The 23,089-nt window shown below is 40.4% G+C and carries 13 protein-coding genes; 6 read left to right on the forward strand and 7 right to left on the reverse strand.

The features are described 5' to 3' along the window. The first annotated feature begins 166 nt into the window (after window positions 1-166). From M5J74_RS09820 to larB, 4 genes are all read left to right on the forward strand, one after another. Window positions 167-1,975 carry an ABC transporter substrate-binding protein gene (locus M5J74_RS09820; RefSeq protein WP_250016463.1) on the forward strand — a complete coding sequence of 603 codons (1,809 nt, stop codon included), beginning with the start codon at window positions 167-169 and terminating at the stop codon, window positions 1,973-1,975. Window positions 1,976-2,037: 62 nt separating this feature from the next. Then, entirely contained in the window at window positions 2,038-3,798 is a 1,761-nt protein-coding gene (locus tag M5J74_RS09825; protein ID WP_371933994.1) for an ABC transporter substrate-binding protein, read from the forward strand. Between the two features lie 21 nt (window positions 3,799-3,819). Next, on the forward strand, window positions 3,820-5,610 hold the full coding sequence (locus M5J74_RS09830) for an ABC transporter substrate-binding protein (protein ID WP_250016465.1): 1,791 nt from the start codon (window positions 3,820-3,822) through the stop codon (window positions 5,608-5,610). A 92-nt stretch (window positions 5,611-5,702) separates the two neighbouring features. Then, a complete protein-coding gene (gene larB / locus M5J74_RS09835; protein WP_015153938.1) occupies window positions 5,703-6,473 on the forward strand; it encodes a nickel pincer cofactor biosynthesis protein LarB in 771 nt (256 codons plus the stop codon). Window positions 6,474-6,519: 46 nt separating this feature from the next. Here larB and M5J74_RS09840 read toward each other — a convergent pair whose 3' ends face one another. The 6 genes from M5J74_RS09840 to M5J74_RS09865 all read right to left on the reverse strand — a co-directional run bounded on the left by M5J74_RS09840 (window position 6,520) and on the right by M5J74_RS09865 (window position 17,841). Then, complete coding sequence (locus tag M5J74_RS09840) at window positions 6,520-7,551, reverse strand: glycosyltransferase family 2 protein (protein ID WP_106216831.1); 1,032 nt, start codon at window positions 7,549-7,551, stop codon at window positions 6,520-6,522. 129 nt (window positions 7,552-7,680) lie between these two features. Continuing rightward, window positions 7,681-8,766: an anthranilate phosphoribosyltransferase gene (trpD, locus tag M5J74_RS09845; RefSeq protein ID WP_106166570.1), complete on the reverse strand. Its 1,086-nt coding sequence runs from the start codon at window positions 8,764-8,766 to the stop codon at window positions 7,681-7,683. 177 nt (window positions 8,767-8,943) lie between these two features. Next, window positions 8,944-9,321, reverse strand: a complete 378-nt coding sequence (locus M5J74_RS09850) for a response regulator transcription factor (protein WP_041462960.1) — start codon at window positions 9,319-9,321, stop codon at window positions 8,944-8,946. Window positions 9,322-9,441: 120 nt separating this feature from the next. Further along, window positions 9,442-12,561 (reverse strand): ATP-binding protein, encoded by a 3,120-nt coding sequence (locus M5J74_RS09855; RefSeq protein WP_250016467.1) that lies wholly within the window; start codon window positions 12,559-12,561, stop codon window positions 9,442-9,444. Between the two features lie 274 nt (window positions 12,562-12,835). Continuing rightward, on the reverse strand, window positions 12,836-15,931 hold the full coding sequence (locus tag M5J74_RS09860; protein ID WP_250016469.1) for an amino acid adenylation domain-containing protein: 3,096 nt from the start codon (window positions 15,929-15,931) through the stop codon (window positions 12,836-12,838). An 83-nt stretch (window positions 15,932-16,014) separates the two neighbouring features. Continuing rightward, the gene (locus M5J74_RS09865) at window positions 16,015-17,841 is read right to left on the reverse strand and encodes an ATP-binding protein (RefSeq protein ID WP_106169124.1); all 1,827 of its coding nucleotides are present in this window, start codon (window positions 17,839-17,841) and stop codon (window positions 16,015-16,017) included. An 805-nt stretch (window positions 17,842-18,646) separates the two neighbouring features. Between M5J74_RS09865 and M5J74_RS09870 the strand changes: the two genes are divergently transcribed. Continuing rightward, the gene (locus M5J74_RS09870) at window positions 18,647-21,061 is read left to right on the forward strand and encodes a GGDEF and EAL domain-containing protein (protein ID WP_250016471.1); all 2,415 of its coding nucleotides are present in this window, start codon (window positions 18,647-18,649) and stop codon (window positions 21,059-21,061) included. Beyond that, a complete protein-coding gene (locus M5J74_RS09875) occupies window positions 21,058-21,867 on the forward strand; it encodes a 4'-phosphopantetheinyl transferase superfamily protein (protein WP_250016474.1) in 810 nt (269 codons plus the stop codon). The genes M5J74_RS09870 and M5J74_RS09875 overlap by 4 nt, the downstream gene beginning before the upstream one ends. 60 nt (window positions 21,868-21,927) lie before the next feature. On the opposite strand, the gene M5J74_RS09880 is transcribed toward M5J74_RS09875, so the two are convergent. Then, entirely contained in the window at window positions 21,928-23,070 is a 1,143-nt protein-coding gene (locus tag M5J74_RS09880) for a PepSY domain-containing protein (protein ID WP_015153947.1), read from the reverse strand. Between the last annotated feature and the right edge of the window lie 19 nt (window positions 23,071-23,089).

Here is a 23,089-nt window from a genome sequence, read left to right on the forward strand (position 1 = left end):
ATTTTATTGTTACGGGGTTTGGGATGAGCATCTTGCCCGTCCGCGCTCTTACTTCTAGCGAAAATAGGTATTATAGTTAGGCTTGAAGCAATATATGTAGACATTGATATTTTAATATTTCGCAAACTTTTGTGACTGGTAGCGCGATTGTGATTCAAGTTATCTCATGAAATACCCAATTACTCTTTCCCAATCCTGGCGTAAATGGTTAGCAGGTATACTAGCTGTAGTCATGGCGATCGCGCTGTCTGGCTGCAATCCGGCTGAGATGAGAACCCAAGCGGCTGACGTACCGCAAATAGTAGTAAGCGTGACTACCGATCCCGATACGTTTAATTATGCTTTAGGTCATCAAGTCCCAAATATTTTTAACATGACCTTTAGGGGATTAACTACAGTTAATGGTATTACCAAAGAACTCGAACCAGAATTAGCAGAATCTTGGCAAATTTCTGAAGATAAATTAAATATTATTTTTACTTTAAGAGAAGGCTTAAAATGGTCTGACGGTCATTCACTGACAGCAGATGATGTCGTATTTACTTATAACGATATTGTTTTAAACAAAGCCATTCCTACAGATTTAAGAGATTATATTCAAATTGGTAAGCAAAAAGCTTATCCAAAAGTTATCAAGTTGGACGATCGCCGCGTCGAATTTATCATGCCCGAACCTTTTTCACCATTCTTAGCTACGACGACGGGAGATCCTACGAGTGCCATCGCCATTCTACCAAAACATGCTTTACAAGAATCAGTCAATACAAAAGACGCTAAGGGAAACCCTCGCTTTTTAACCACTTGGGGAACGGATACAGATCCAACAAAAGTTGTTACAAACGGTCCTTTTACACTTGAAAGCTACGTACCTGCCCAACGCTTAGTTTATCGCCGTAACCCTAATTATTGGCGTAAAGATGCACAAGGCAATTCTCAGCCTTATATTGAAAAATACATTTGGCGAATTGTTGAAAATCCAGAAACAACTTTAGTCCAGTTTCGTTCTGGTGGATTAGATATAGCTTCTGCTTCAGCAGATAATTTTTCTCTGCTCAAGCGCGAAGAAGAACGAGGTAATTTTAAAATTTACAATGGTGGACCTGCTTTCGGTATGTCCTTCATTACTTTCAATCTAAATAAAGGTAGCAGAAACGGTAAACCTTTAGTCAATCCAATTAAATCGCGGTGGTTTAATACAGTTGAGTTCAGACAAGCAGTTGCTTATGGACTCGATCGCCAGACGATGATAAATAATTTTTTACGGGGTTTGGGAGAACTACAAAATTCGCCAATTGATACTCAAAGTTCGTATTTTCTTCCTCCTGAAAAAGGGCTGAAAGTTTACAACTACGATCCAGCTAAAGCTAAAGAATTACTGCAAAAAGTTGGATTCAAATACAACAATAAAAATCAATTATTTGATGCTCAAGGTAATCGAGTGCGTTTTACCCTCATGGTTCCTGCTGGGGGTAGAGGTAATAGTGGGAGAACGGTAGCCCAAATTCAACGAGACTTAGGCAAAATTGGAATGCAAGTCGATCTACAGTTTCTCGACTTTGGAACTTTAATGGATAAAACTTCTAATTCTTTAGATTGGGAGTGTTATATCGGTGGTTTCATTGGTGGTGGAATTGAACCGAATGACGGCGCAAATGTATGGTTGACAGCAGGTGGCTTGCACAATTTCAACCAATTACCCCAAGTAGGACAAGCACCAATTCAAGGACGAGAAATTGCAGATTGGGAACAAAAGATTGAAGATCTATTTATTAAAGGAGCGCAGGAATTTGACGAAGCCAAACGCAAAGAAATTTACAATGAATTTCAACGCACTGCTCAAGAATATTTACCCTACATTACCTTATATAATCCTTTATCGCTAGCTGCAATTCGCGATCGCATTGAGGGAACAAAATTCTCTGCTTTAGGTGGTGCGTTTTGGAATATTTACGAATTGAAGGTCAAAGAACAATAAATTCAGAGATGTAGGGGCGCACAGATGTGCGCCCCTACAATTACATATACAAATCCCAATTTATGATCCGTCGAAATTTTCTAATAACACTTATATTATTAGTTGCGATCGCGCTTTCTGGCTGTAATCCCACTGAAATGAGAACTAACGCAACTCAAGTTCAGCAAATCGTGGCGAGAGTTCCAGGCGATCCGCAAACTTTTAATTATGCCTTAAATCAATCGTCACCCAATGTTTTTGGATTTCTTTATGAAGGATTAATTACTGAAAATGGCGAAACTGGAAAGCTAGAGCCAGCATTAGCTGAGTCTTGGGAAATTTCTGAAGACAATCTCAAAATCGTTTTTACTCTAAAACCAAATTTAAAATGGTCAGATGGAGAACCGCTAACAGTTGACGATATCGTTTTTACTTATAATGATATTTACTTTAACGAGCAAATTCCCACAGATATTAGAGATATTCTGCGTATTGGCAAGAGTAAAGCTTTACCTAAAGTTCGTAAATTAGATAGCCGCCGAGTCGAATTTACCGTTCCAGAGCCATTTGCACCTTTTTTACGATTTGCAGGTGGTATAGTCATCTTACCAGAACACGCCCTACGTCAATCGGTAGAAACTAAAAATAAAGATGGTAGACCCCAGTTTTTGTCCACATGGGGAACTGATACAGATTTGCAAAAAATTGTGGTCAATGGTCCTTTTACACTGGAAAGCTACACTGTAAACCAGCGAATAGTCTTTCGCCGCAATCCCTACTACTGGCGAAAAGACACGCAAGGAAATGCTTTACCTTATATTGAGCGGCTAATTTGGCAAATTGTGGAATCACCAGATACAGCTTTAATCCAGTTTCGTTCGCTAGGATTAGACATGCTAGAAATTGGTCCTACGAGTTTTCAATTACTGAAACGAGAGGAAGACCGAGGAAATTTTAAAATCTATAGTGGTGGTCCAGACTTTGGCACAAACTTTATTTGTTTCAATTTAAATAAAGGTCGTCGTCAGGGAAAACCTTTAGTCAATCCAATCAAATCACGCTGGTTTAATACAGTAGCATTTAGACAAGCAGTCGCTTATGGTATAAATCGCGAAGCAATGCTAAATAATGTCTATCGCGGTTTAGGAGAACTACAAAACTCGCCAATTTCTGTTCAAAGCCCTTACTATCTTTCTCCTGAAGAAGGCTTAAAAGTTTATAACTATAATCCTGAAAAAGCTAAAGAATTGCTCGAAAGCGCTGGATTTAAATATAACAATAGAGGTCAATTACTCGATGCTGAAGGTAATCGAGTCCGGTTCACCATGATTAGCCAAGCGGGTAATAGAACTGTTGATGCGATCGGGTCGCAAGTCAAGCGCGATCTCAGCAAAATTGGGATTCAAGTTGATTTTACTCCAATTGACTTTGCCGTCATGGTAGATAAAATTACCAATACTCTAGAATGGGAATCTTATTTTGGTTTAATTACTGGTAGCATTGAACCATATAGTGGAGCAAATGTGTGGTCGCCTGACGGTGGTTTTCATCCTTTTAATCAGAAACCACAACCAGGACAACCGCCGATTGAAGGACGAGAAGTTGCAGATTGGGAAGCAGAAATCGGTCGTCTTTACATTGAGGGAGCAAGAGAACTTGACGAAACAAAGCGTAAAGAAATTTATGGAGAAACTCAGCGTTTAGCACAAGAGTACCTCCCCTTTATTCATTTAATCAATCCTTTAGCTTTAGCAGCAATTCGCGATCGCATTGAAGGAACAAAATTCTCTGCTTTAGGCGGGACGCTTTGGAATGTTTATGAGTTGAAAGAAGCGAAAGACTAGAAATAATTATCTAATTATACAATGCGATCGCGAGTTATTGTTCTTATATTAATTCTCTGCTTTACCTGTCAAATCTTGCTTACAGGTTGCAACCCTACAGAATTTAAAACATCAGCAGCACAATCGCAATGGGTAACGAGTACTTTAAGAGATCCTAAAACTTTTAACTACGCCCTCAATCAAGAATATCCTCACGTATTTTTATTTACTAGTGAAGGACTGACTACACTCAATGGTGAGACTGGAGAAATTGAGCCAGCTTTAGCAGAATCTTGGCAAATTTCTGAAGATAAAAAGCATATTACTTTTACCTTACGCGAGAACTTACGCTGGTCTGATGGTGAACCTTTAACAGCAGATGATGTTATCTTTACTTATCAAGACATCATTTTCAATCCGCAAATTCCTACCGATTGGAAAGATGGTTTGAAAATTGGCGATAAAGCCGAATTTCCTCAAATTAAAAAAATGAGCGATCGCCAAGTAGATTTTACCTTTTCTACTCCATTTGCCCCATTTCTCAGTACAACTACAGGAGCGTCAACTAATTCTGTAGGAATTTTACCCAAACACGCTTTAGCTAAATCGATTATATCTAAAGATACTAAGGGTAATCCTTTATTTACCTCAACTTGGGGAACCGACACTGACCCAGCAAAAATTATTGTTAATGGTGCTTATAAAATAGAAAGTTTCACACCTGGTCAAAGAGTTGTATTTCGTCGTAATCCTTATTATTGGCGTAAAGATAGCCAAGGAAATCAGTTGCCCTATGTAGAAAGAATTGTTTGGCAAATTATTGAATCTACCGATACAACCACTCTCCAATTTCGTTCTAGAGGATTAGATAGTATCGAAATTACTCCTGAAGACTTTTCTCTACTCAAACAAGAAGAAGAACGGGGAGGATTTACCGTTTATAACGGAGGTTCAAGATTTAGCAAAACATTTATTTCTTTCAACCTCAACAAAGGTAAAAGAAAAAACGGTAATCCTGTTGTCGATCCAGTAAAGTCTCGTTGGTTTAACAATTTAGCTTTTCGTCAAGCCGTTGCTCATGCAATTGACCGCGAAAGAATGTTGAATAATGTTTTTCGTGGCGTAGGTACAGTTCAAAATTCACCTATAGAACCGCAAAACCCTTTTTATCTCTCCCCAGAACAAGGATTGAAAGTCTATGAATACAATCCCGATAAAGCTAAAAAGTTACTATTGAATGCAGGATTTAAATATAACTCTAGAAATCAGTTACTTGATGCAGACGGAAATCGCGTGCGTTTTTCTTTAATTACCAATACTGAAAATAAAACTCGCGTAGCAATGGGGGCGCAAATTAGGCAAGATTTGAGTAAAATCGGGATTCAAGTTGATTACAATCCCATCAATTTTAATATTTTGGTAGATAAACTCAATAGTTCCCTCGATTGGGAATGCTATCTACTGGGGTTCATTTCTGGTAGCTTAGAACCCCACGATAGTGCTAATGTATGGTTGCCCGATGGTGGCTTACACGCATTTAATTTCAAACCTCAGCCAGGACAAGAACCGCTGATCGGTAGAGAAGTTGCAGACTGGGAAGCCGAAATCGGTCGGCTATACATCCGTGGGGCGCAAGAGTTAGACGAAAATAAACGCAAAAAAATTTACCAGCAAACCCAACGTCTGACTCAGGAATACTTACCTTTCATCTACCTAGTCAATCCCTTATCCCTAGCAGCAATTCGCGATCGCATCCAAGGAGTAAAATACACCGCCCTCGGCTCTCAAGCTGGGACTCTATGGAACAAATACGAACTGAAAGTGACAGAATAGGGTCTAGGAAAAGTCAAAAGTTAAAAGTCAAAAGTTAAAATAAACTCCTTCCTTGTCCCCTCGCTCCTCACTCCTCACTCCTCGCCCCTCAAATGTCCCAACCCGAAGCCTTGCGATCGCTCTTAGAATCTGTAGCAGCTGGTAACGTAAGTCCAACTGTCGCCTTAGACAAATTGAAACATTTTACCTACGAACCAGTTGGTGAATTTGCCCGTATCGACCATCATCGCCAGCTAAGAACTGGGTTTCCTGAAACGATTTGGGGTCAAGGCAAAACTCCCGACCAAATCGTGCAAATTATGGCAGCAATGCGCCAGCGCAATTCAGTAGTGATGGCGACGCGCATCGAACCTGATGTAGCAGAACAGCTAGAAGAGAAGGTAGAGGGACTGCGTTACTATCCGATGGCAAAAATTGCGGCGATCGCACCAGTACGGATCGAACCGCAGTACCCTGGTAAAATTGGTATTCTCTCGGCAGGGACTGCCGATTTACCCGTAGCTGAGGAAGCGGCTATAACTGCCGAACTGTCTAGTTTCCGCGTTCTCCGGTTGTGGGATGTGGGTGTTGCTGGTATTCATCGCCTGCTAGATAACCGCCACGTCATCGCTGAAGCATCCGTATTAATTGTCGTCGCGGGAATGGAAGGGGCTTTACCCAGCGTCGTTGCAGGATTAGCCGATTGTCCTGTCATTGCCGTTCCTACCAGCGTCGGTTATGGTGCGAGTTTCGGCGGCTTAGCTCCCCTCTTGACAATGCTCAACTCTTGTGCAGCAGGGATAGGAGTTGTCAATATAGATAACGGTTTTGGCGCAGCGATTTTAGCAGGACAAATTTTACGCACCGCAGGAAAATTACAGTGACCAGTGACCAGTTATCAGTGACCAGTGAAGAAAGGGTGTGGAGACTTTAAATTTCTTCCTCCCTCAGCTTCCTCAGCTCCCTGGGCTCCCTCAGCTCTCTTCCCCCCGACTCCCTAATTTTTGTTTGAGATTCGGAATGACTGGGAAATCCCCTAACTTCGGCTAGGGTGTAAATTGGTCTGCCTTTAACTTCTTCATAAATCCGCCCGACATACTCGCCTAAGATGCCAATACTAACAAGTTGAACCGCACCAAGGAAGAAAATAGCTACCAAAATCATCGTAAACCCAGTCAAAGGGGACTGAGGGACAAACAATCGCCAGTACAATACGAGTAGAGCCATGAGAACAGCGATCGCCGCAGCAAATAGACCGACATAAGTAGAGAGGCGCAAGGGGACTTTGGAGAACGACACCAACCCATTTAAAGCCAGAGCCAAAGACTTACCAAAAGTGTAATTAACCTTACCAGCAAAACGAGGCGGGCGATCGAATTGTACGGATGTTTGACGAAAACCAATCCAAGCCCGTAAGCCGCGCATGTAGCGATTGCGTTCTGGCATGGCGTTAAGGATATCTAAGACTTGCCGATCGATCAAACAGAAATCTCCAGTGTCGGTGGGAATATCGACATCAGCAAGGTGTTGGAGCAGGCGATAAAATATGTATGCCGTACCGCGTTTGAACCAACTTTCTTTTTGGCGCTGCGTGCGTTGGGCATAAACAACTTGAAAGCCATTTTGCCATTTGGCTACCATCTCTAAAATCAATTCTGGCGGGTCTTGTAAGTCTGCATCCATGACAATTGCCACTTCACCCCTGGCAAAATTAAGTCCAGCCGTCACCGCAATTTGATGTCCGAAATTGCGGGCAAGACTGAGGTAGGATACGCGAGGGTCATTTTGATGTAAGTCGCGCACGATTTGCAAAGTGCGATCGCGGCTGCCATCATTAACAAATATGAGTTCTATGGCTCCATCCAATTGTTCGCCAACCGCACTGACGCGGCGATAGAGTTCTAGGATATTTTTTTCTTCGTTATAGACTGGAACAACTAAAGAATACTTAGGCGATACCATCGCTGCCTACCAACACGATATCTTTGACTCACTACTGTAGCGCGATCGCTAATAACAGTGACCAGTGACCAGTGACCAGTTAACTCTTACCCATCAACTACCAACTACCAACTACTACTGATAACTGATTTAGAGGAATTGTACGAGTTGCTGTAGCTTTGCCCAAGCAGCACCACTATACAAAATTTCCCTAGCTAGGCTAATGCCAGCAGCATATTCACCTAAAGGAATCTTTTCTCCTACTTGCAGTGCTAGCGCTGCATTTAATGCAACAACATCTTGCTGTGCTTGAGTTCCCTTACCTTGCAATACAGCAGTGAGAATTGCTGCATTTTCATGTACGTCTCCACCCCTTAATGCTGCTGTTGGTGCGGGTGCTAAGCCTAGTTCCTGCGGATGTATAGTTGTTAACTCTACCTGTCCGTTAGATAACACTGCTAAATCTGTAGCGTCACCTAAACCTGCTTCATCCAACCTTTCCCGTCCGTGCAGCACAATTGCCTGTTTTGTCCCTAACTGCTGCAAGGCATGAGCGATAGTCAGTGGTAAGTTTGATTCACAAACTCCAATGACTTGTCCTGTTGGGCGCAAAGGGTTGACTAACGGTCCTAATAGATTAAACACCGTCCGTACTTTCAACGTTTTGCGTAACGGCGCAACCGCCTTCATCGCAGGATGCCACCCAGGAGCAAATAAAAATGTAATACCTACTTCTGCAACAGCTACTTGTATTCTTTCTGCGGCAGCATTGAGATTAACTCCTAGTGCTTCCAACACATCCGCAGAACCGACTCGACTAGAAGCAGAGCGATTGCCGTGTTTAGCTACTGGTACTCCCGCCGCTGCTGCGACAAAGGCAACCGCAGTAGATATATTAAAGGTTGCAGCTCCATCTCCACCGGTACCACAGGTATCGATTAAAGGTGTAGGGGCGCATAGCTGTGCGCCCGTGCCGTGCGCCCGCACAGATTGTAAAACTTGAGCCATCCCAGCCAGTTCTTCGGCTGATACACCTTTAGCCTGAATTGCTGCTAATATTGCTCCAGATAAGACAGGTGGAATGCTTTCGTTGAGCCATTCCTGCATGAGTTGCGCTGCTTGCGCGCCAGACAAAGATTGACGATCCAGTAATTGCTGAAGTAATTGCGTTGCCCAGGTATTTGAAGCTTCTGGGAGAGAACTATTGCTGAGATCGATGGCTGATGTAGAGGTCATTGTCAGGACAATTGTTGCAGTTAGAAGCATACTACCGCAAAAGGCTCTACTCGATCGGACTTGTCTTTCAAAAATCGTACTAGACTGTCATTTACAATGAGTTGCGGTGTATGGCAGCGATCGCGCTTAATTATTCACCAGCCTGATTTTTGGTAACAGAATGCAATACTCAGGTTTTTACAAAGCCAAAACTTCTCTGGCTTTCTCCGTAATCTCATCAGGATCGAACGGTTTGGTAGTATACATGTCTGCTCCAACCTCTATACTTTTTTGTCGATCGAATTCCTGACCTTTAGCTGTCAACATAATAATATAGACATCGGAAATGCCTAACTTATTCTTAACTGTATCGCATACATCAAAACCATTCATTTTTGGCATCATCACGTCTAAAAATACGAGCTGAGGTCGCTCGTTCTCGATCGTATTCAGTGCTATCTCACCGTTTTCTGCAAATAGTAGTTCTACTCCTTCATCCTCCAATTCTTCTAATGTTTGCTCCATTAAAAGTCTGACGTGAGGTTCGTCATCAACAATTAAAATTTTTAAATTCATCTCTTCACCCATATACCTAAATCTCGGTTAGCAAAATTCAAACTGAAACTTTTGGTGCGATCGCGTACTACTCTAAGGCATAGTTATACTAACCTACAATCTATATCGTTGGATAAAGCTTTATACGAGTTTTTCATTTTTGATAAAAGCTCCTGGAAGTAAAATTTCATTCTGTGTAGTTAATGCTTCAGAACGATCGTCATCCTTACGGTCTGCCAGTAAGATAAAGAAAACATTTTCTAAACCTTTTTCAAAACGTAAAGTTTTAATAACTTCGGAGCGCTCCCAAAAGTTAGCGTTAGCAATAATCATGTATGGTTGAACCGACATTGCTTTTTCTCGCAATTCTTGAGCATCAATAGCTTCAACTACACTGTAACCTTTAGCTTGTAAAACTTCAGCTAAAGTTTTTACAGTAGATACATCTTCATCAACCACTAAAACTTTTTTACTAGAATTAGCTTGAGTCGTCAGTGTACCAATTTCATGCAATAAAGTATCTGTCTCAATTGGCTTCATTAAGTAGCGTTCAATTCCCAAGCGGTAGCCCCGCTCTCTATCTTCTACAATTGATAGAATAATAATGGGAATATTCATAGTTTTGGGATCGTTTTTGAGAACGGCTGCTACATCAAAACCGCTCATTTCTGGCATCATAACATCTAGAATAATAAGGTCGGGAGCAGATTTTTTCACAAAGGCGATCGCTTCTATGCCATCTTTAGCTTCAAGAATATTGTATCCTTCAGACTCTAGCTGCTGCCGGAGCAATTGACGAATATTAGCATCGTCATCGACGACTAAAATTGTTTTTTTAGTCGTTTTAGAATTAGCAGACTTCATGACTACATGTTCTCGCAACTGCTTGACGAGAGTATCGACATCGAAAGTTTTTGGTTTCAAGTCACAAGCAATCATGATGGGTAAGGTAAAGGAAAATTTACTACCTGTACCTAAAGTACTTTCAACCCATATTTTACCTCCGTGATGTTCGACAATTTGTTTGCAAATTGGTAATCCTAAGCCCGTACCTTTTGGTTTGTCAGTGAGGGTATCACCCACTTGCTTGAATTTCTCAAATACTTTATCTAAATCGGCTTCAGCAATCCCTATGCCTGTATCGATAATACTAATATGAATTTGAGTTTCATTGGTTTTGACTTTGCAAGTAATTGAGCCAGTATCAGTAAATTTGACAGAGTTAGAAATTAGGTTAATGACTACTTGAATTAAGCGATCGCGATCGCCTATAATCTCTGGCACCTCGGATTCAATATCTCGAATTAATTCCAGATTTTTTTGGTGAAAGAGCGCAGAAGTAGCTGCGATCGCTCTATCTATGACTTCATTAATTTGTAGGGGAGCCATCTTCCACTCAATCTTACCCGCCTCCATTTTGGCAATATCCAAGACATCATTAATTAAATCTGTCAGTCTGCCACCTTCTGATACGATAATATCCAGATTGTCTGCTATTTGTCTCACATTACGTTGAACTTTTTTATCATCTGTTGGAATGACGGGAAAGACAACTTCTTCGAGTTTCTTCTTAATGATTTTGGCAAAACCAAGAACTGATGTTAGAGGTGTTCTAAGCTCGTGAGATACTGTAGAAATGAAATCAGTTTTCATCTGATCCACCTCTTTTTCTGACGTGATATCTCGAATCAATAGAACTGAACCAATGCACCGTTCTTTTCCATTTTGCTTATTTGTAGAATCGGCATCTTTCACAATGGCAGTTGCGACTGCTTTTCCAGTACAACCGCTCGACAACTCTATTTCTGCAACAAAAACTTTTTTTAGATTTCTACGAGTTTCTTCTACTAACTCGACAATCTTACGATTAAATACAACTTGACAATCACGACCAGTTAAATCTGTCTCTTCAATTCCAAATAGAGCAAATAAGGCTGGATTGACCCGAGCGATTTTACCATTTAAATCGACGACCAACAACCCATCTGCTAAGTTATCAATCACGGCAGTTAAATAAGCCGTGCGCTCTTGAACTCGCAGTTCTAGCTCTTCAAATGATGCTTCTAGCTGGGCTGCCATCTTATTAAAAGCTTGCTCTAAAACTTCCAGTTCATCTGTATTCCTCGCTTCAGACTGCTGAAACGTATTGCTAGCAATTACTTCAGATGCTTGGTTAAGTCGGCGCGTCCTTTGCAAATCTATCTCTGCTAGGCGATCGCACTCAGCCATAATGTGTTGTAAGCGCTGATTCAGTCTGCGGATAAAGAAGGCAACAACTAAAGCCAGGATGATAGCCGCTCCCAGCGCTCCTCCCACAGTAATAGTTAACGCGGGACCCAGCACAACCCATTGAGGCACTGATGCGATCGTCAACCAGTTTGTACCTTTAACTCGCTCGTATGCCCAGTAGTGTCCCTCAGCTTGAATTAATCCAGCTTTACCATTCGATATCTTTTGCCATACAGCCTTTAATTCGGGTATATCCTTGTATGTTGACAGTGCCTTAGCCTTTTGGGGATCTGGAGGATAAGTAAGCAGGTTTCCTTTTTCACTTATAATTGCTAGATAACCCGATTTCCAGCTTTTGGGAGTTTGTATTTGAGCGCTAAGAGCTGTCACATTTATATCTAATCCAGTAACTCCAATTAGCTTGTTGTTATCATCATATATTGGCGCTCCAGTAGTAGTCATGGTAATTCCAGACCATTGGTACGGCTCTAACCAAATAGCTTTTTTTATTACCACAGGTAATTTGTAAAATTCTTGTTCGCGGCATTTACTATCAACCTCACATACATCTGCAAACCGAATATGATTATGTGGTGGTGCTAGAGGTTGTCCCACTTGATCGGGAGTATCCTGATCTAGGAAAAAGTATGGCCAAAACGATTGACGATCTAGCAGAAGTTGGAAAGGCTCCTGACCAAAACCAAGAGCCAACATTAGAGATGAACGTTGCTGAAACAGCTCGAAAACTATCTGTTTATATGCATTTGCGTCTTTGATACTCAGACGATGCATGGTCTTGACTGTAGCAACTAAACTCAAATTCAGTTGCTCAGCTTTAGCAAACTCTCCTTCAATTGACTTGACTTGCGTGCTGAGATTACTTTGAATTTCTTCTTTAGCTCGATTTTCTAATGCTTGATAGAAAAAACAGGACATTCCAGCTAACCCTACTAAAGCACTTGCTAGTACATGAGTAAATAGTCTGGAAGCAATTGATTTCTTAATGGGGTTTTTTGCAGTATTCAGCAGCATATCCCTACATCAATCTCTTTACAGAGATACAAAATATGATTTAACTTACTCAACCAAACCTATAGTTCCCAGATTAATTTCAAAATTAACAGCTTAGCATCTCAAGCATAGATTTGGATTGTAAGCTCACATCACACTTAGCACAGCATACAAAGTAAATGTCCTCATTCTGACTTCAGCCAGAAAGACATTGCCTTGGAGCGCTTTCTATCTGGTATAAGAAGTAGCAAACGAATGAGGACTGTTCAAGATAGCTTTTGAGAAGAGTCAAAGCTTACATAGATAGAGACATGACAGGTTGTTTGCCATTGCAGATTTCTGGCATTTTAAGAAAACCACTTCGGATATAGTAAAACAAGTATGTACTCAGCAACTGAGCATTGATTGGGGAACAAACAATTGTAGTTCCTTTAAGTCCGTTTATAACATTTTTATAGCTAGTCAAGTTCGCTCCTACTGAACATTTTTCTAAATAGCTCAAGCCTTTCTCTGAGGTTTTTGAAGTTAGCACAGATACTATGCTGTCTAATGACTCTATATTGTTCCTCAGTAAATCTTCCCATTGTTTATGACAAACTTGTTGTACTGAATAACCGCAGGTATTGATAGTTTCAACAAATTGAGTCATTGATACTGGCTGAGGATTAATAAAGTTAAATGTTTTTCCCAGAGATTCTTCTTGTCTAGATATGTATATTGCCCCTTTGCTGAAATAATCTACTGGAGCTATATTAAACATCATATCGAAACTAGGAGCATATCCAAGTTGAACAAATCCTTTGATTAATCGGTTCATCAGATCGTTTACATTCGCCACGCCTGTTTTGCTATGCCCTGTAATCATTGCTGGTCTGTATATAGAAACGGGCAGTCCTCGCAATTGAGCAGTTGTGACCATTTTCTCAGATACCCACTTACTCTTGGTATAACCATCAAAACGAATTGCTTCGCTTGGATTCAGTTCGTCCTGTTCTGTAATCAAGTTAGTTCCAAATGCTCGTGAAGTTTGGAATACGTCAAGAGTAGAGATAAAGTGGAAAGGTTTAACTTTGATCTGGGTTGCTAGTTTTAAAAGCTCTTGAGTACCGAAAACGTTAGTTGCGCGAAGAGCGGTATAAGGATAGATCAGATTAATGTATGCAGCATTGTGGTAAATCACATCGATTTTGCGAGCTAAAGCCAGAAACTGTTCTTCAGAAACTCCCAATAACGGCTCTGATAAATCTCCAGTAATTGGAATGATTCTAGAATTATTTTTTTTGTCCCATAGTAGATATTTCTCAAGATTACTTTGGATCTTTTGTTTACCTATTTCGGGATCGGTGGCTTGAACGAGACAATAAATGTTAGCTTGAGTCTGCTCTAGAAGTTCATAGAGTAAAAAGGCTCCTAAAAAGCCCGTAACTCCAGTAATGAAGATATTATCTGGTTCAGTCTTAATTGCTGTTGAGAGATGGTCGAGGTTGATAGTAGGAACCAAGGCAGCATCCGCTTCCAAATCAGCAATAGTGCTATCATCGCTGGTTGCTGCCGTCTTTGAGCTAATAGCGGCATTGATAAACTCAGCAAGAGTGGCTATTGCCTGGGTATCAAATAAAGCAACTATGGGGATCTCTATTTGAAAAACTTCTCTCGCTTTAAATATTACTTGAATGGCTAGTAGAGAATTTCCACCTAAGTCAAAGAAATTGTCATAAACTCCTACTGGCTGAATACTAAGAACCTGTGACCAGATTTCTGATAAACTCTTCTCTATCTGAGTTCGAGGTAGCACCAAATCCTCTTTTAAAGCAGGTCTACTTTGACTGGGCGTAGGAAGCGCTCTGCGATCGACTTTACCGGAGGGAGTCAGTGGTAGTGTATCAAGAAACATAAAAGCAGATGGAACCATGCAATTAGGCAGCTGCTCCTGAACAAAAGTGCGAAGATGTACAGCTATCTCATCTTTGTCTCTAGTAAGCCGAGCGTCTTCAATAACAATGTAAGCCACTAAGCGCTTGTTATCTGATGAATCCTCACGAGCAACGACTACAACATCTTTTACTAAAGGATGTTGACTGAGAATAACTTCGATCTCACCTAACTCAATGCGAATACCGCGAATTTTAACTTGAGCGTCAATCCGTTCTATATACTCAAGAGTGCCATCTGGTCGGTAACGTGCTAAATCCCCAGTTCTATAGAGTCGCGCTTCTGTTTCGTTGCTAAAGGGGTTAGGAATGAACTTATTATCTGTCAATTCCGGTTGGTTAAGATAGCCTCGCGCTAAAGCTACCCCACCAATTGCCAGTTCTCCTATTTCTCCGGTAGCAACTAGTTGGCACGGATCTTCTTTGCGGCGTAAGTTTGGATCTAGCAAATAGATATGGGTATTCGCAATAGGCTGTCCAATTGGTGGTAAATGAAGCCAGTTTTTAGATGAGCCTGAGAGTCTATATGCAGTTACTACGTGGCTTTCAGAAGGTCCATACTGGTTTTCCAATGTACACTCTTTAAGATGACTAAACCAATGTGCAATTGAGTTAGTAATTTTTAGCTGTTCTCCAGCTGTAATGATTTCTCGTAAATAAATCGGTAAATTGAGTTTAGTTTTAGCGACTTCAGCTAAATGCTGAAGTGCAATATATGGAAGAAATAAACGCTCAATAGCCTGTGCGCTCAGGTAATGCAGCAGTGCTTCAGCATTTCGTCGGATTGACTCTGACACCAAAACTAAAGTGCCACCAGAAGATAAAGTTGAAAAAATTTCTTGGAAGGAGACATCAAAGCTAACAGGTGTGAACTGTAAAGTTCTAGCTACTGGATATCTGAAATTTTGTATTTGCCAGGTTAATAAGTTCACTAGAGGATGCTGTGGCATAGCCACTCCCTTTGGTCTTCCAGTTGAGCCAGAGGTATATAGCACATATGCCAAATTGTCTAAAGTAAGTTTGCTTTGAGGATTTGCTCTTGTATATTGAGCGATCGCCTGCCAATCGCTATCTAGATAAACAACATGACTGTTACACTTGGGAAGACGATCGCTGAGATGGCTTTGAGTTAGTAAAATAGGAGCCTGAGCATCTTCTAACATGTATCGCAGTCTATCGATAGGATATGACATGTCAAGGGGTAGATACGCTCCACCAGCTTTGAGAATGCCTAAAAGCCCCACAATCATCTCTAAAGAGCGATCGACACAAATTCCTACTAAAACTTCTGGCTTAACTCCCAATGCCTGTAGGTAATGTGCTAGTTGATTTGCTCTTTCATTCAATTCTCGATAAGTCAGTTGTTGGTTTTCAAAAACAACTGCTACGGCATCAGGAGTTTTTAAGACTTGAAGTTCAACTAACTGATGAATGGAATTGATTTGAGTCTGATTCTGCATTGATTTACCTACTACTTTAGATGGAAGGCTGAAGATAGATAACAATAAATTTGAGAATATTGAAAATTCTAGGATAACTACCTTTAAATGATGCCAGCTAGCGATAATTCTGAATTAAATACTTTATTTCCATTTGCCGAGCTGAATATAGGTTGCAACATCATTGTTTGCTTAATCGGAATTTGAATACAGAATGTGGCTCCGTGTCCTGGTTCGGAAAAACACTTTAAAACTCCTCCGTGCTTCTCAACAATTTGGTGACTGATAGAAAGACCTAAACCAGCGCCATTACCAGCAGTTTTCGTTGTAAAGAAAGGCTCGAATATGCGATCGCGAACTTCCTCGCTAATTCCAGCGCCATTATCTTGAATACGAATAACGACGTGGGGACTAGAGAAGGAGAAACTAGAATGAGCGGTAAATTTGTCTTCAAGCTGCCACATTCCTAAAGCTAAGGAACTTTCATTTTCGACTTCCATGACTTCTGTACGAATGGTAATGGTTCCAGCTTCGCTCTGATTTTCCACAGCATCGATTGCGTTAGCAAGAATACTCATAAATACTTGATTAATTTGACTAGAATAACAGTCAATCAAAGGCAATTTGCCATATTCTCTAACAATCCGAATTCCAGAATGCTTGCTGATTGCTTTCAGGCGACTATCTAAAATCAGCAGAGTACTATCAATCCCTTCATTAATATCTATCGGCTTCATTTCTAACTCATCAGAGCGAGAGAAGTTACGCAGTGACAGCGCAATTTTACGAATGCGTCCTACATCTACTTTCATTGAATTTAGTGTTTTTGGTAAATCCTCTAAGAGAAATTCTAAGTCAATGTTCGCCATCAATTCTTGAATTTGAACGCGATCGCTAGGATGATATTTTTGATAAAGTTCGATCAAATTTAATAAATTTTGAGCATAATTACTTATGTAAGCGAGATTACCATGAATGAAGTTCACGGGACTGTCGATCTCATGAGCAATTCCTGCTACTAGCTGTCCCAAACTAGACATTTTCTCACTCTGAATTAGATGAGCTTGGGTATGTTGCAATTCATATAAAGCTTGCTGTAACTGTTGAGCTTGTGCTTGAGCAACAGTCGCAGAAATGCAACTTTGTTCGTAAAGGAGAGCCTTCTCAATTGCTACTGCTGCGTGGAAAGCAAACATCGTCAGAATTTTTAAGTCTTCAGAATTGTATGAGAGCGCGGTTCTCTCGCTCAGCTCATCTACTTCTTGGCTCCAAAAAAATATCACCCCATTCATTTGTTCTTTCGTCTTCAGTGGGACGCAAATTAAAGATTTGATCGGTCCTTGATACTCACCAAATCTAGGATCGGCAGTAATATCATTGACAATCTCGCCTTTACCTGTGTCAGCAATCCGACCAATAAGTCCTCCACATAACTTCAAAGATTCTTGAGATGGAAAAGCTTGACCAACAGATGATAGAGATTCTAACTCTCCTGTTTTTTGATTCAGGAGTAAAATCGATCCGCCTGTAGCTTCAATTAGTTTCCCAACACCCTCAATAACCAGTTGGGCAACTTCTTTTAATTCTAAGCTAGCAGTAATCTGAGTCGTAATATCGTGGAGCAAAGTCAGCTCTCGATATTTCTCTAATAATTCGTTTGCCAGCGCCTTTTTCTCAAATTCCTGTTTTAGTAAGTAAGAAATCAGGTTAACAATAGCAATAGCTTTTTCACTACCAGCAATCCAGCCAATAACACGGTCGGCAAATTCAATTGGATACCTATGTGTTGAGTTTTCACTACCTACTCCTACTATTCTTTTGCCATCAGCATCATGAATTTGAATGGCTGTACCTGTTTCCTGTTTTAAATACTCAAGCAGAGCAACTACTTCTTTTTTTGTTGCTATTTTTTTAAAGTTAACTGGAACCATTGGCTTTTGTCTCTAGCGGTTTGTTTATTTATTTATCTTATGTTTTTAAGCTCAAACCACTGATGGTTTAGCAACTATTCGCTATCGGAGTTAGTAGATTACCAGAATTAAATCACTCGGTGTAGATGCGAATAATTCTGTTGGTTATTTTCACTATTTCACTAGCGATCGCTGAATGCCAACTACTTTATTAAAATTTTATTAAACAGAACTATTTGCTTGAAGATTGGCTTTTAAGCTATTGAATTAAGCAATTTTACAGTTGTTATTAATCAAAAGGTAGATAACATCTGTAGATTCCTTAAATTTACTGAAGCTCGGCGGTCACGCTTGAGGAGTACCACAGCTTTTAAGTGTAAATCTATACAGAAATTATTGAATAGATAACTAGTTCGATCGCTCTAGTATCCGAAATTGCCTAGTATGGGAGTAAGATTGGGCGCATATTTGCTCTAAATAGCGATCGCCATATTAGTTTGTGTAGCAGGTTGAGAAAAAAACCTAGAGAAAACACCGATCCTATAATAAAAAATCTTACCAACTCTGCAATTAGTATAATAAACTGCGATTAAATACCGAATTTCTACTTAGCTTAGCTGAAAACATCAAAAGAAAAACTCCATTGAGGTAGAGTGTCTCTCTAACTTTGAATTAAATTTTCAGGATGTTTACTATTACACTCTGAATCTAGTTTATGTCAAATTATATTGACTATGGATATTCTAGAGCCACTTTACCCGTCTAACAGAATAGCTTAGTACGATTTATCGAGTTGAGATCGAATAGCTACATTTTATAGAAGATTATGGAGAAGTTAGAGTTAAATCAGTCTTTACCTGAAAATATAGATCCTAGCTGTCATTGCTCTCACACTAACTTTGACACTCAACTGAAACTGCCGTCTCATCCAACTAGTACTGCGAATATATCGCGGAAATTCACAGCCTTGCAAGTTACAATCGCACTATTCCTGACGTGCAATTTTGTAACTTTTAGCTGCATATTTTACCTACTGCCAAATAGCCGCTATGGTGCTACCAGTCAAGCGATCGCAGTCAGCTTGTTATCTATTTTAGCTAGTATTGCAGTTTTACTTGCTTATTGGGCTTTCCAATCTCAACATACTGGGTTACCAGCAATTCAACAGGACGAGCAACAAAAAAAATTACAGGAGCGAAGCGTTTTCGATCTTATACCTCTACCAGCTTACTGGATTAATTCGAAATTAAAGATTCTTGCGGTCAATCAACATCTGGTTCAAGCTCAAAACTTGCATACAGAAGAATTAATTGGGCAGCCTATTAGTTTTTATAATTCAAATTGTCATTTTCTTGAGTTTATTCAAGCTTTTTTTTCTCAACCAGAGCAAACCATTTATAAGGAACTAGAGATTCAAACTGATAGCAGTACTCGTAACTTGCTAATAGTGGCGCAAAAAACTGCGCTAGAAAATACTGCAATTTTGATTGAAATCGATTTGACTACTCGTCAGCAAAGAGAAATGTTATTGCGAGAGAGCGAAGAACGCTACGTTCTGGCTTTGCAAGCTACTAACGATGGTATTTGGGATTGGAATTTAAAAACTAATGCGATTTACTTTTCTTCTCAATGGAAATCAATGCTGGACTATTCAGACAATGAGATGAACTCTTTAGATGAATGGTTTTATCGCATTCATCCTGGAGATGTGGAACGCATCAAAATGGAAATGCTCAATCATCTCTCTGAGCTAAATTCTAAGTTTGAGAGCGAATACCGGATTTTATGCAAGGGGAAAACTTATCGTTGGATGCTTAGCCGAGGAATTATTATCCGGGATACATCAGGAGAAGCGTATCGCATAGTAGGAACGCAATCTGATATTACTAACCGCAAAGTTACCGAAGAACAGTTACTCCATGATGCTCTACATGATGCACTAACTGGATTGCCTAACCGAGTTTTATTTATGGATCGGTTAAGTCATGCAATTTCTCTGGCAAAAAGGCGAAGAAATTATTTATTTGCCGTGCTTTTCTTTGACTTGGATCGCTTTAAGTTAATTAACGATAGTTTAGGTCATTCAGTAGGCGATCAACTACTCATTGCGATCGCCCGTCGTCTAGAAAAATATTTGCGAGTTGGCGATACTGTTGCTCGTTTAGGTGGCGATGAGTTTACGATTTTATTAGAAGATATTAAAGATGAAAATGTGGCTACTAATATTGCCAATCGGCTACAAGAAGAATTAACGCGCTCTTTCAATCTCAGTGGTAACGAGGTTTTTACGAGTGCTAGTATCGGGATTACTCTCAGTAGTTTTAATTACGAACGCCCAGAAGATTTACTTCGCGACGCAGATATAGCCATGTATCGCGCTAAAGCTACAGGTAAAGCTCGCTACGAAGTATTTAATACCACTATGCACACGCGAGCCGCTGCACTTTTACAATTAGAAACTGACTTGCGACGTGGACTAGAACGACGAGAATTTCAATTATATTATCAGCCAATTGTTTCGCTTAAAACAAGTGCGATTACAGGTTTTGAAGCACTTATTCGCTGGCAACACCCACAGAGAGGTTTAGTTTCACCAGCCGAATTTATTCCAGTAGCAGAGGAAACAGGTTTGATCGTTCCGATTGGCTGGTGGGTATTACGAGAAGCGTGCCGTCAGTTGAGTGCTTGGAAAATACAATTTCCTGAATATCAATCGTTAGTCATGAGCATCAATCTTTCTGCTAAGCAGTTTACTCAAACTAATTTAGTAGAAGAAATTACTGAAATTCTGCGGGAAACAAACGTACCTGCCCAAAGTTTAAAGCTGGAAATTACAGAAAGCGTAATTATGGATAATGCTGAAATAGCAACCACAATGCTGTTTCAGTTACAATCTCTAGGAATTCAGCTCTCAATTGATGACTTTGGTACGGGTTATTCGTCGTTAGCATATTTATATCGCTTTCCGACACATACTTTGAAAATCGATCGCTCTTTTATTAATAAGATTGATATCGACAGCGAACAATTTGAGATTGTCCGTACTATTGTCACTCTTGCAGCTAATTTGGGTATGGATGTGGTAGCTGAGGGAGTAGAAACATTAAAACATTTAGCTCAACTCAAAGCACTTAATTGCGGTAGCGGACAAGGATATCTCTTCTCAAAACCAGTTGATAGCCAAATGGCAGCAAAATTGTTACAAGAGCAGAATATAGTTGTAGATACCCTACCAATATGATTGCGAATTCTGAAAGCTTAGTACTGCCACAACACGAGATTCACATTTGGCGTGCTAGCCTCAGCCAAAATTCAGCATATTTGCCACAATTAGTTAAAACCTTATCTGTTGATGAATTAGATCGAGCAAATCGCTTTCATTTTGAAGCAGATAGAAACCGTTTTATTATCGGTCGCGGTATCCTCAGAAGCATTCTCAGTTACTATTTAGATATCGAACCTCACCAATTACAGTTTTGTTACGGCAGTCATGGTAAACCAGCACTGAAGACGTGCGACTTGCTGCATTTTAATTTATCTCATTCCCAAGACTTAGCTTTGTATGCTTTTACTTGCGATCGCCAAATTGGAATTGACATAGAATACGTTCGTCACATACCTGAATTAGAGCAAATCGTTGCTCAATTCTTTTCAACCAGAGAACGCACGACTTTTCTCGCGCTTCCTTCCAGCCAGCAGCCAGCAGCCTTTTTCCACGGTTGGACTTGCAAAGAAGCTATCCTCAAAGCACTTGGAGATGGATTAGCACTTCCTTTAAACCAATTTGATGTTTCACTGCTACCAGATCGACCTGCCCAACTACTCAGTATAAATGGCGATCGCGCTGCGGCAGAGCGATGGTTGCTTCGGTCGTTTATCCCAGCTGTCAACTATGTTGCAGCTATGGCAATCGAGGGACATGACTGGAAGGTGAAATGCTGCCAGTGGCAAGGATTGCAGGTTAGAGACAGTGATGTCGTGCTGTCTGTTTGTGAGGATGTAAGCTTTGACTGGCATCGTCCAGTTTATGGAGACAGCCAGTCGTAGAATTCTCAGATTCTTGCTGTTAATTCTCAAATAGATTGAGGCGATCGCCCTAAATATGCATTAATGTCGTTGTACTGGTTCTCTCGCGACATCTATTCGATCTGCAATTTTTTTGCCTCGATAACGGTAGCGCCACATAACAAAGCCAGTAACGAATAAAATTAGAGGTGCAAGTCCAACTAATACGTAGAGAACACGGCTGGGTAATCCCCAAAATGTGCCGTAGTGCAGAGGTGTAAAAGATCCGAGTACTTTTTTTGCTAAAGGTAAGTTTTGTCCATCTATGAGTTTTAATATTTTGCCGCTATATTGGTCGAGATAAACGCTACTGTCGCCATATTCGTTCGACTCTTGAGGATGTTTTTTATAGATAGTGAATGCGTCTTCTGGTTTCCTGGGTAGGTTGATAAAAGTAGTCTCTGTATTAGGTAAAGCCGCATCCGCTGTTTTCAAAATCTCTGTTATTCCCAAAGGTGACTTACCTGTAACAATTTGAGAAACTGGTTCAGGTGATTTTGGCGTGAAAGTCAGGGCGTAGATTGCAGGTTCGGCGTAATCGTAAAAATTCCAGCAGAAACCTGTAAAAGCAGTCAAACCCAAAAATATAGCAGTAACGATACCCGCAACTTTATGAATGTCATAATTAACTCGTTTGGGGTGCGCTTGCCATTTAATCTTGAAGCCACTGATTAGCTTACGCCAACCAGACCATAAAAAGATACCTGTAAGACTGAGAACCAGAAGTAGCAAGGCAACGATTCCAACAATTTTGATCCCAATGTCACCTGCTAGAAGCGCGTAATGGAGTCTAAATACAATGCCGATGATACTATCTTCCCAAACGCGATCGCCTAAAATTTTCCCTGTATAAGGATTAACATAAACATCAGTGGTTTTGTCATCCTCCGTTCTCAGCCGCACTCTGTAAGTCGGGTTGTGGGGCAGAGTATCAATAGAAGCTAGTTTAAGTTCGGGGCGATCGCGGTAAGTTGCTTTTACAGTATTAACAACGGATTCTATTGCGACGCGCTGCGGTTGTGGGGTTATTTGCGCAAATTGGCGCTGTAATAAATATTGGTCAAATTCTTTCTGAAACACTAAAAAGCTACCTGTTACGCCAACAATAATTAAAATCAGCCCTACAGCTAGCCCAATGTATCTATGCAAGCTAAATGCAATACTGCGCAGTGTTTTAGTTTTCATAGTAGATTTTGCATGGAAA

The organism is Chroococcidiopsis sp. CCNUC1, from assembly GCF_023546805.1.
Taxonomy (GTDB): Bacteria; Cyanobacteriota; Cyanobacteriia; order Cyanobacteriales; family Chroococcidiopsidaceae; genus Chroococcidiopsis; species Chroococcidiopsis thermalis.

Coding starts and splice junctions, on each gene's coding strand:
- M5J74_RS09825 (WP_371933994.1), top strand. CDS start 2,038: ATGATCCGTCGAAATTTTCTAATAACACTTATATTATTAGTTGCGATC.
- trpD (WP_106166570.1), bottom strand. CDS start 8,766: ATGACCTCTACATCAGCCATCGATCTCAGCAATAGTTCTCTCCCAGAA.
- larB (WP_015153938.1), top strand. CDS start 5,703: ATGTCCCAACCCGAAGCCTTGCGATCGCTCTTAGAATCTGTAGCAGCT.
- M5J74_RS09880 (WP_015153947.1), bottom strand. CDS start 23,070: ATGAAAACTAAAACACTGCGCAGTATTGCATTTAGCTTGCATAGATAC.
- M5J74_RS09875 (WP_250016474.1), top strand. CDS start 21,058: ATGATTGCGAATTCTGAAAGCTTAGTACTGCCACAACACGAGATTCAC.
- M5J74_RS09820 (WP_250016463.1), top strand. CDS start 167: ATGAAATACCCAATTACTCTTTCCCAATCCTGGCGTAAATGGTTAGCA.
- M5J74_RS09865 (WP_106169124.1), bottom strand. CDS start 17,841: ATGGTTCCAGTTAACTTTAAAAAAATAGCAACAAAAAAAGAAGTAGTT.
- M5J74_RS09860 (WP_250016469.1), bottom strand. CDS start 15,931: ATGCAGAATCAGACTCAAATCAATTCCATTCATCAGTTAGTTGAACTT.
- M5J74_RS09850 (WP_041462960.1), bottom strand. CDS start 9,321: ATGAATTTAAAAATTTTAATTGTTGATGACGAACCTCACGTCAGACTT.
- M5J74_RS09830 (WP_250016465.1), top strand. CDS start 3,820: ATGCGATCGCGAGTTATTGTTCTTATATTAATTCTCTGCTTTACCTGT.
- M5J74_RS09840 (WP_106216831.1), bottom strand. CDS start 7,551: ATGGTATCGCCTAAGTATTCTTTAGTTGTTCCAGTCTATAACGAAGAA.
- M5J74_RS09855 (WP_250016467.1), bottom strand. CDS start 12,561: ATGCTGCTGAATACTGCAAAAAACCCCATTAAGAAATCAATTGCTTCC.
- M5J74_RS09870 (WP_250016471.1), top strand. CDS start 18,647: ATGGAGAAGTTAGAGTTAAATCAGTCTTTACCTGAAAATATAGATCCT.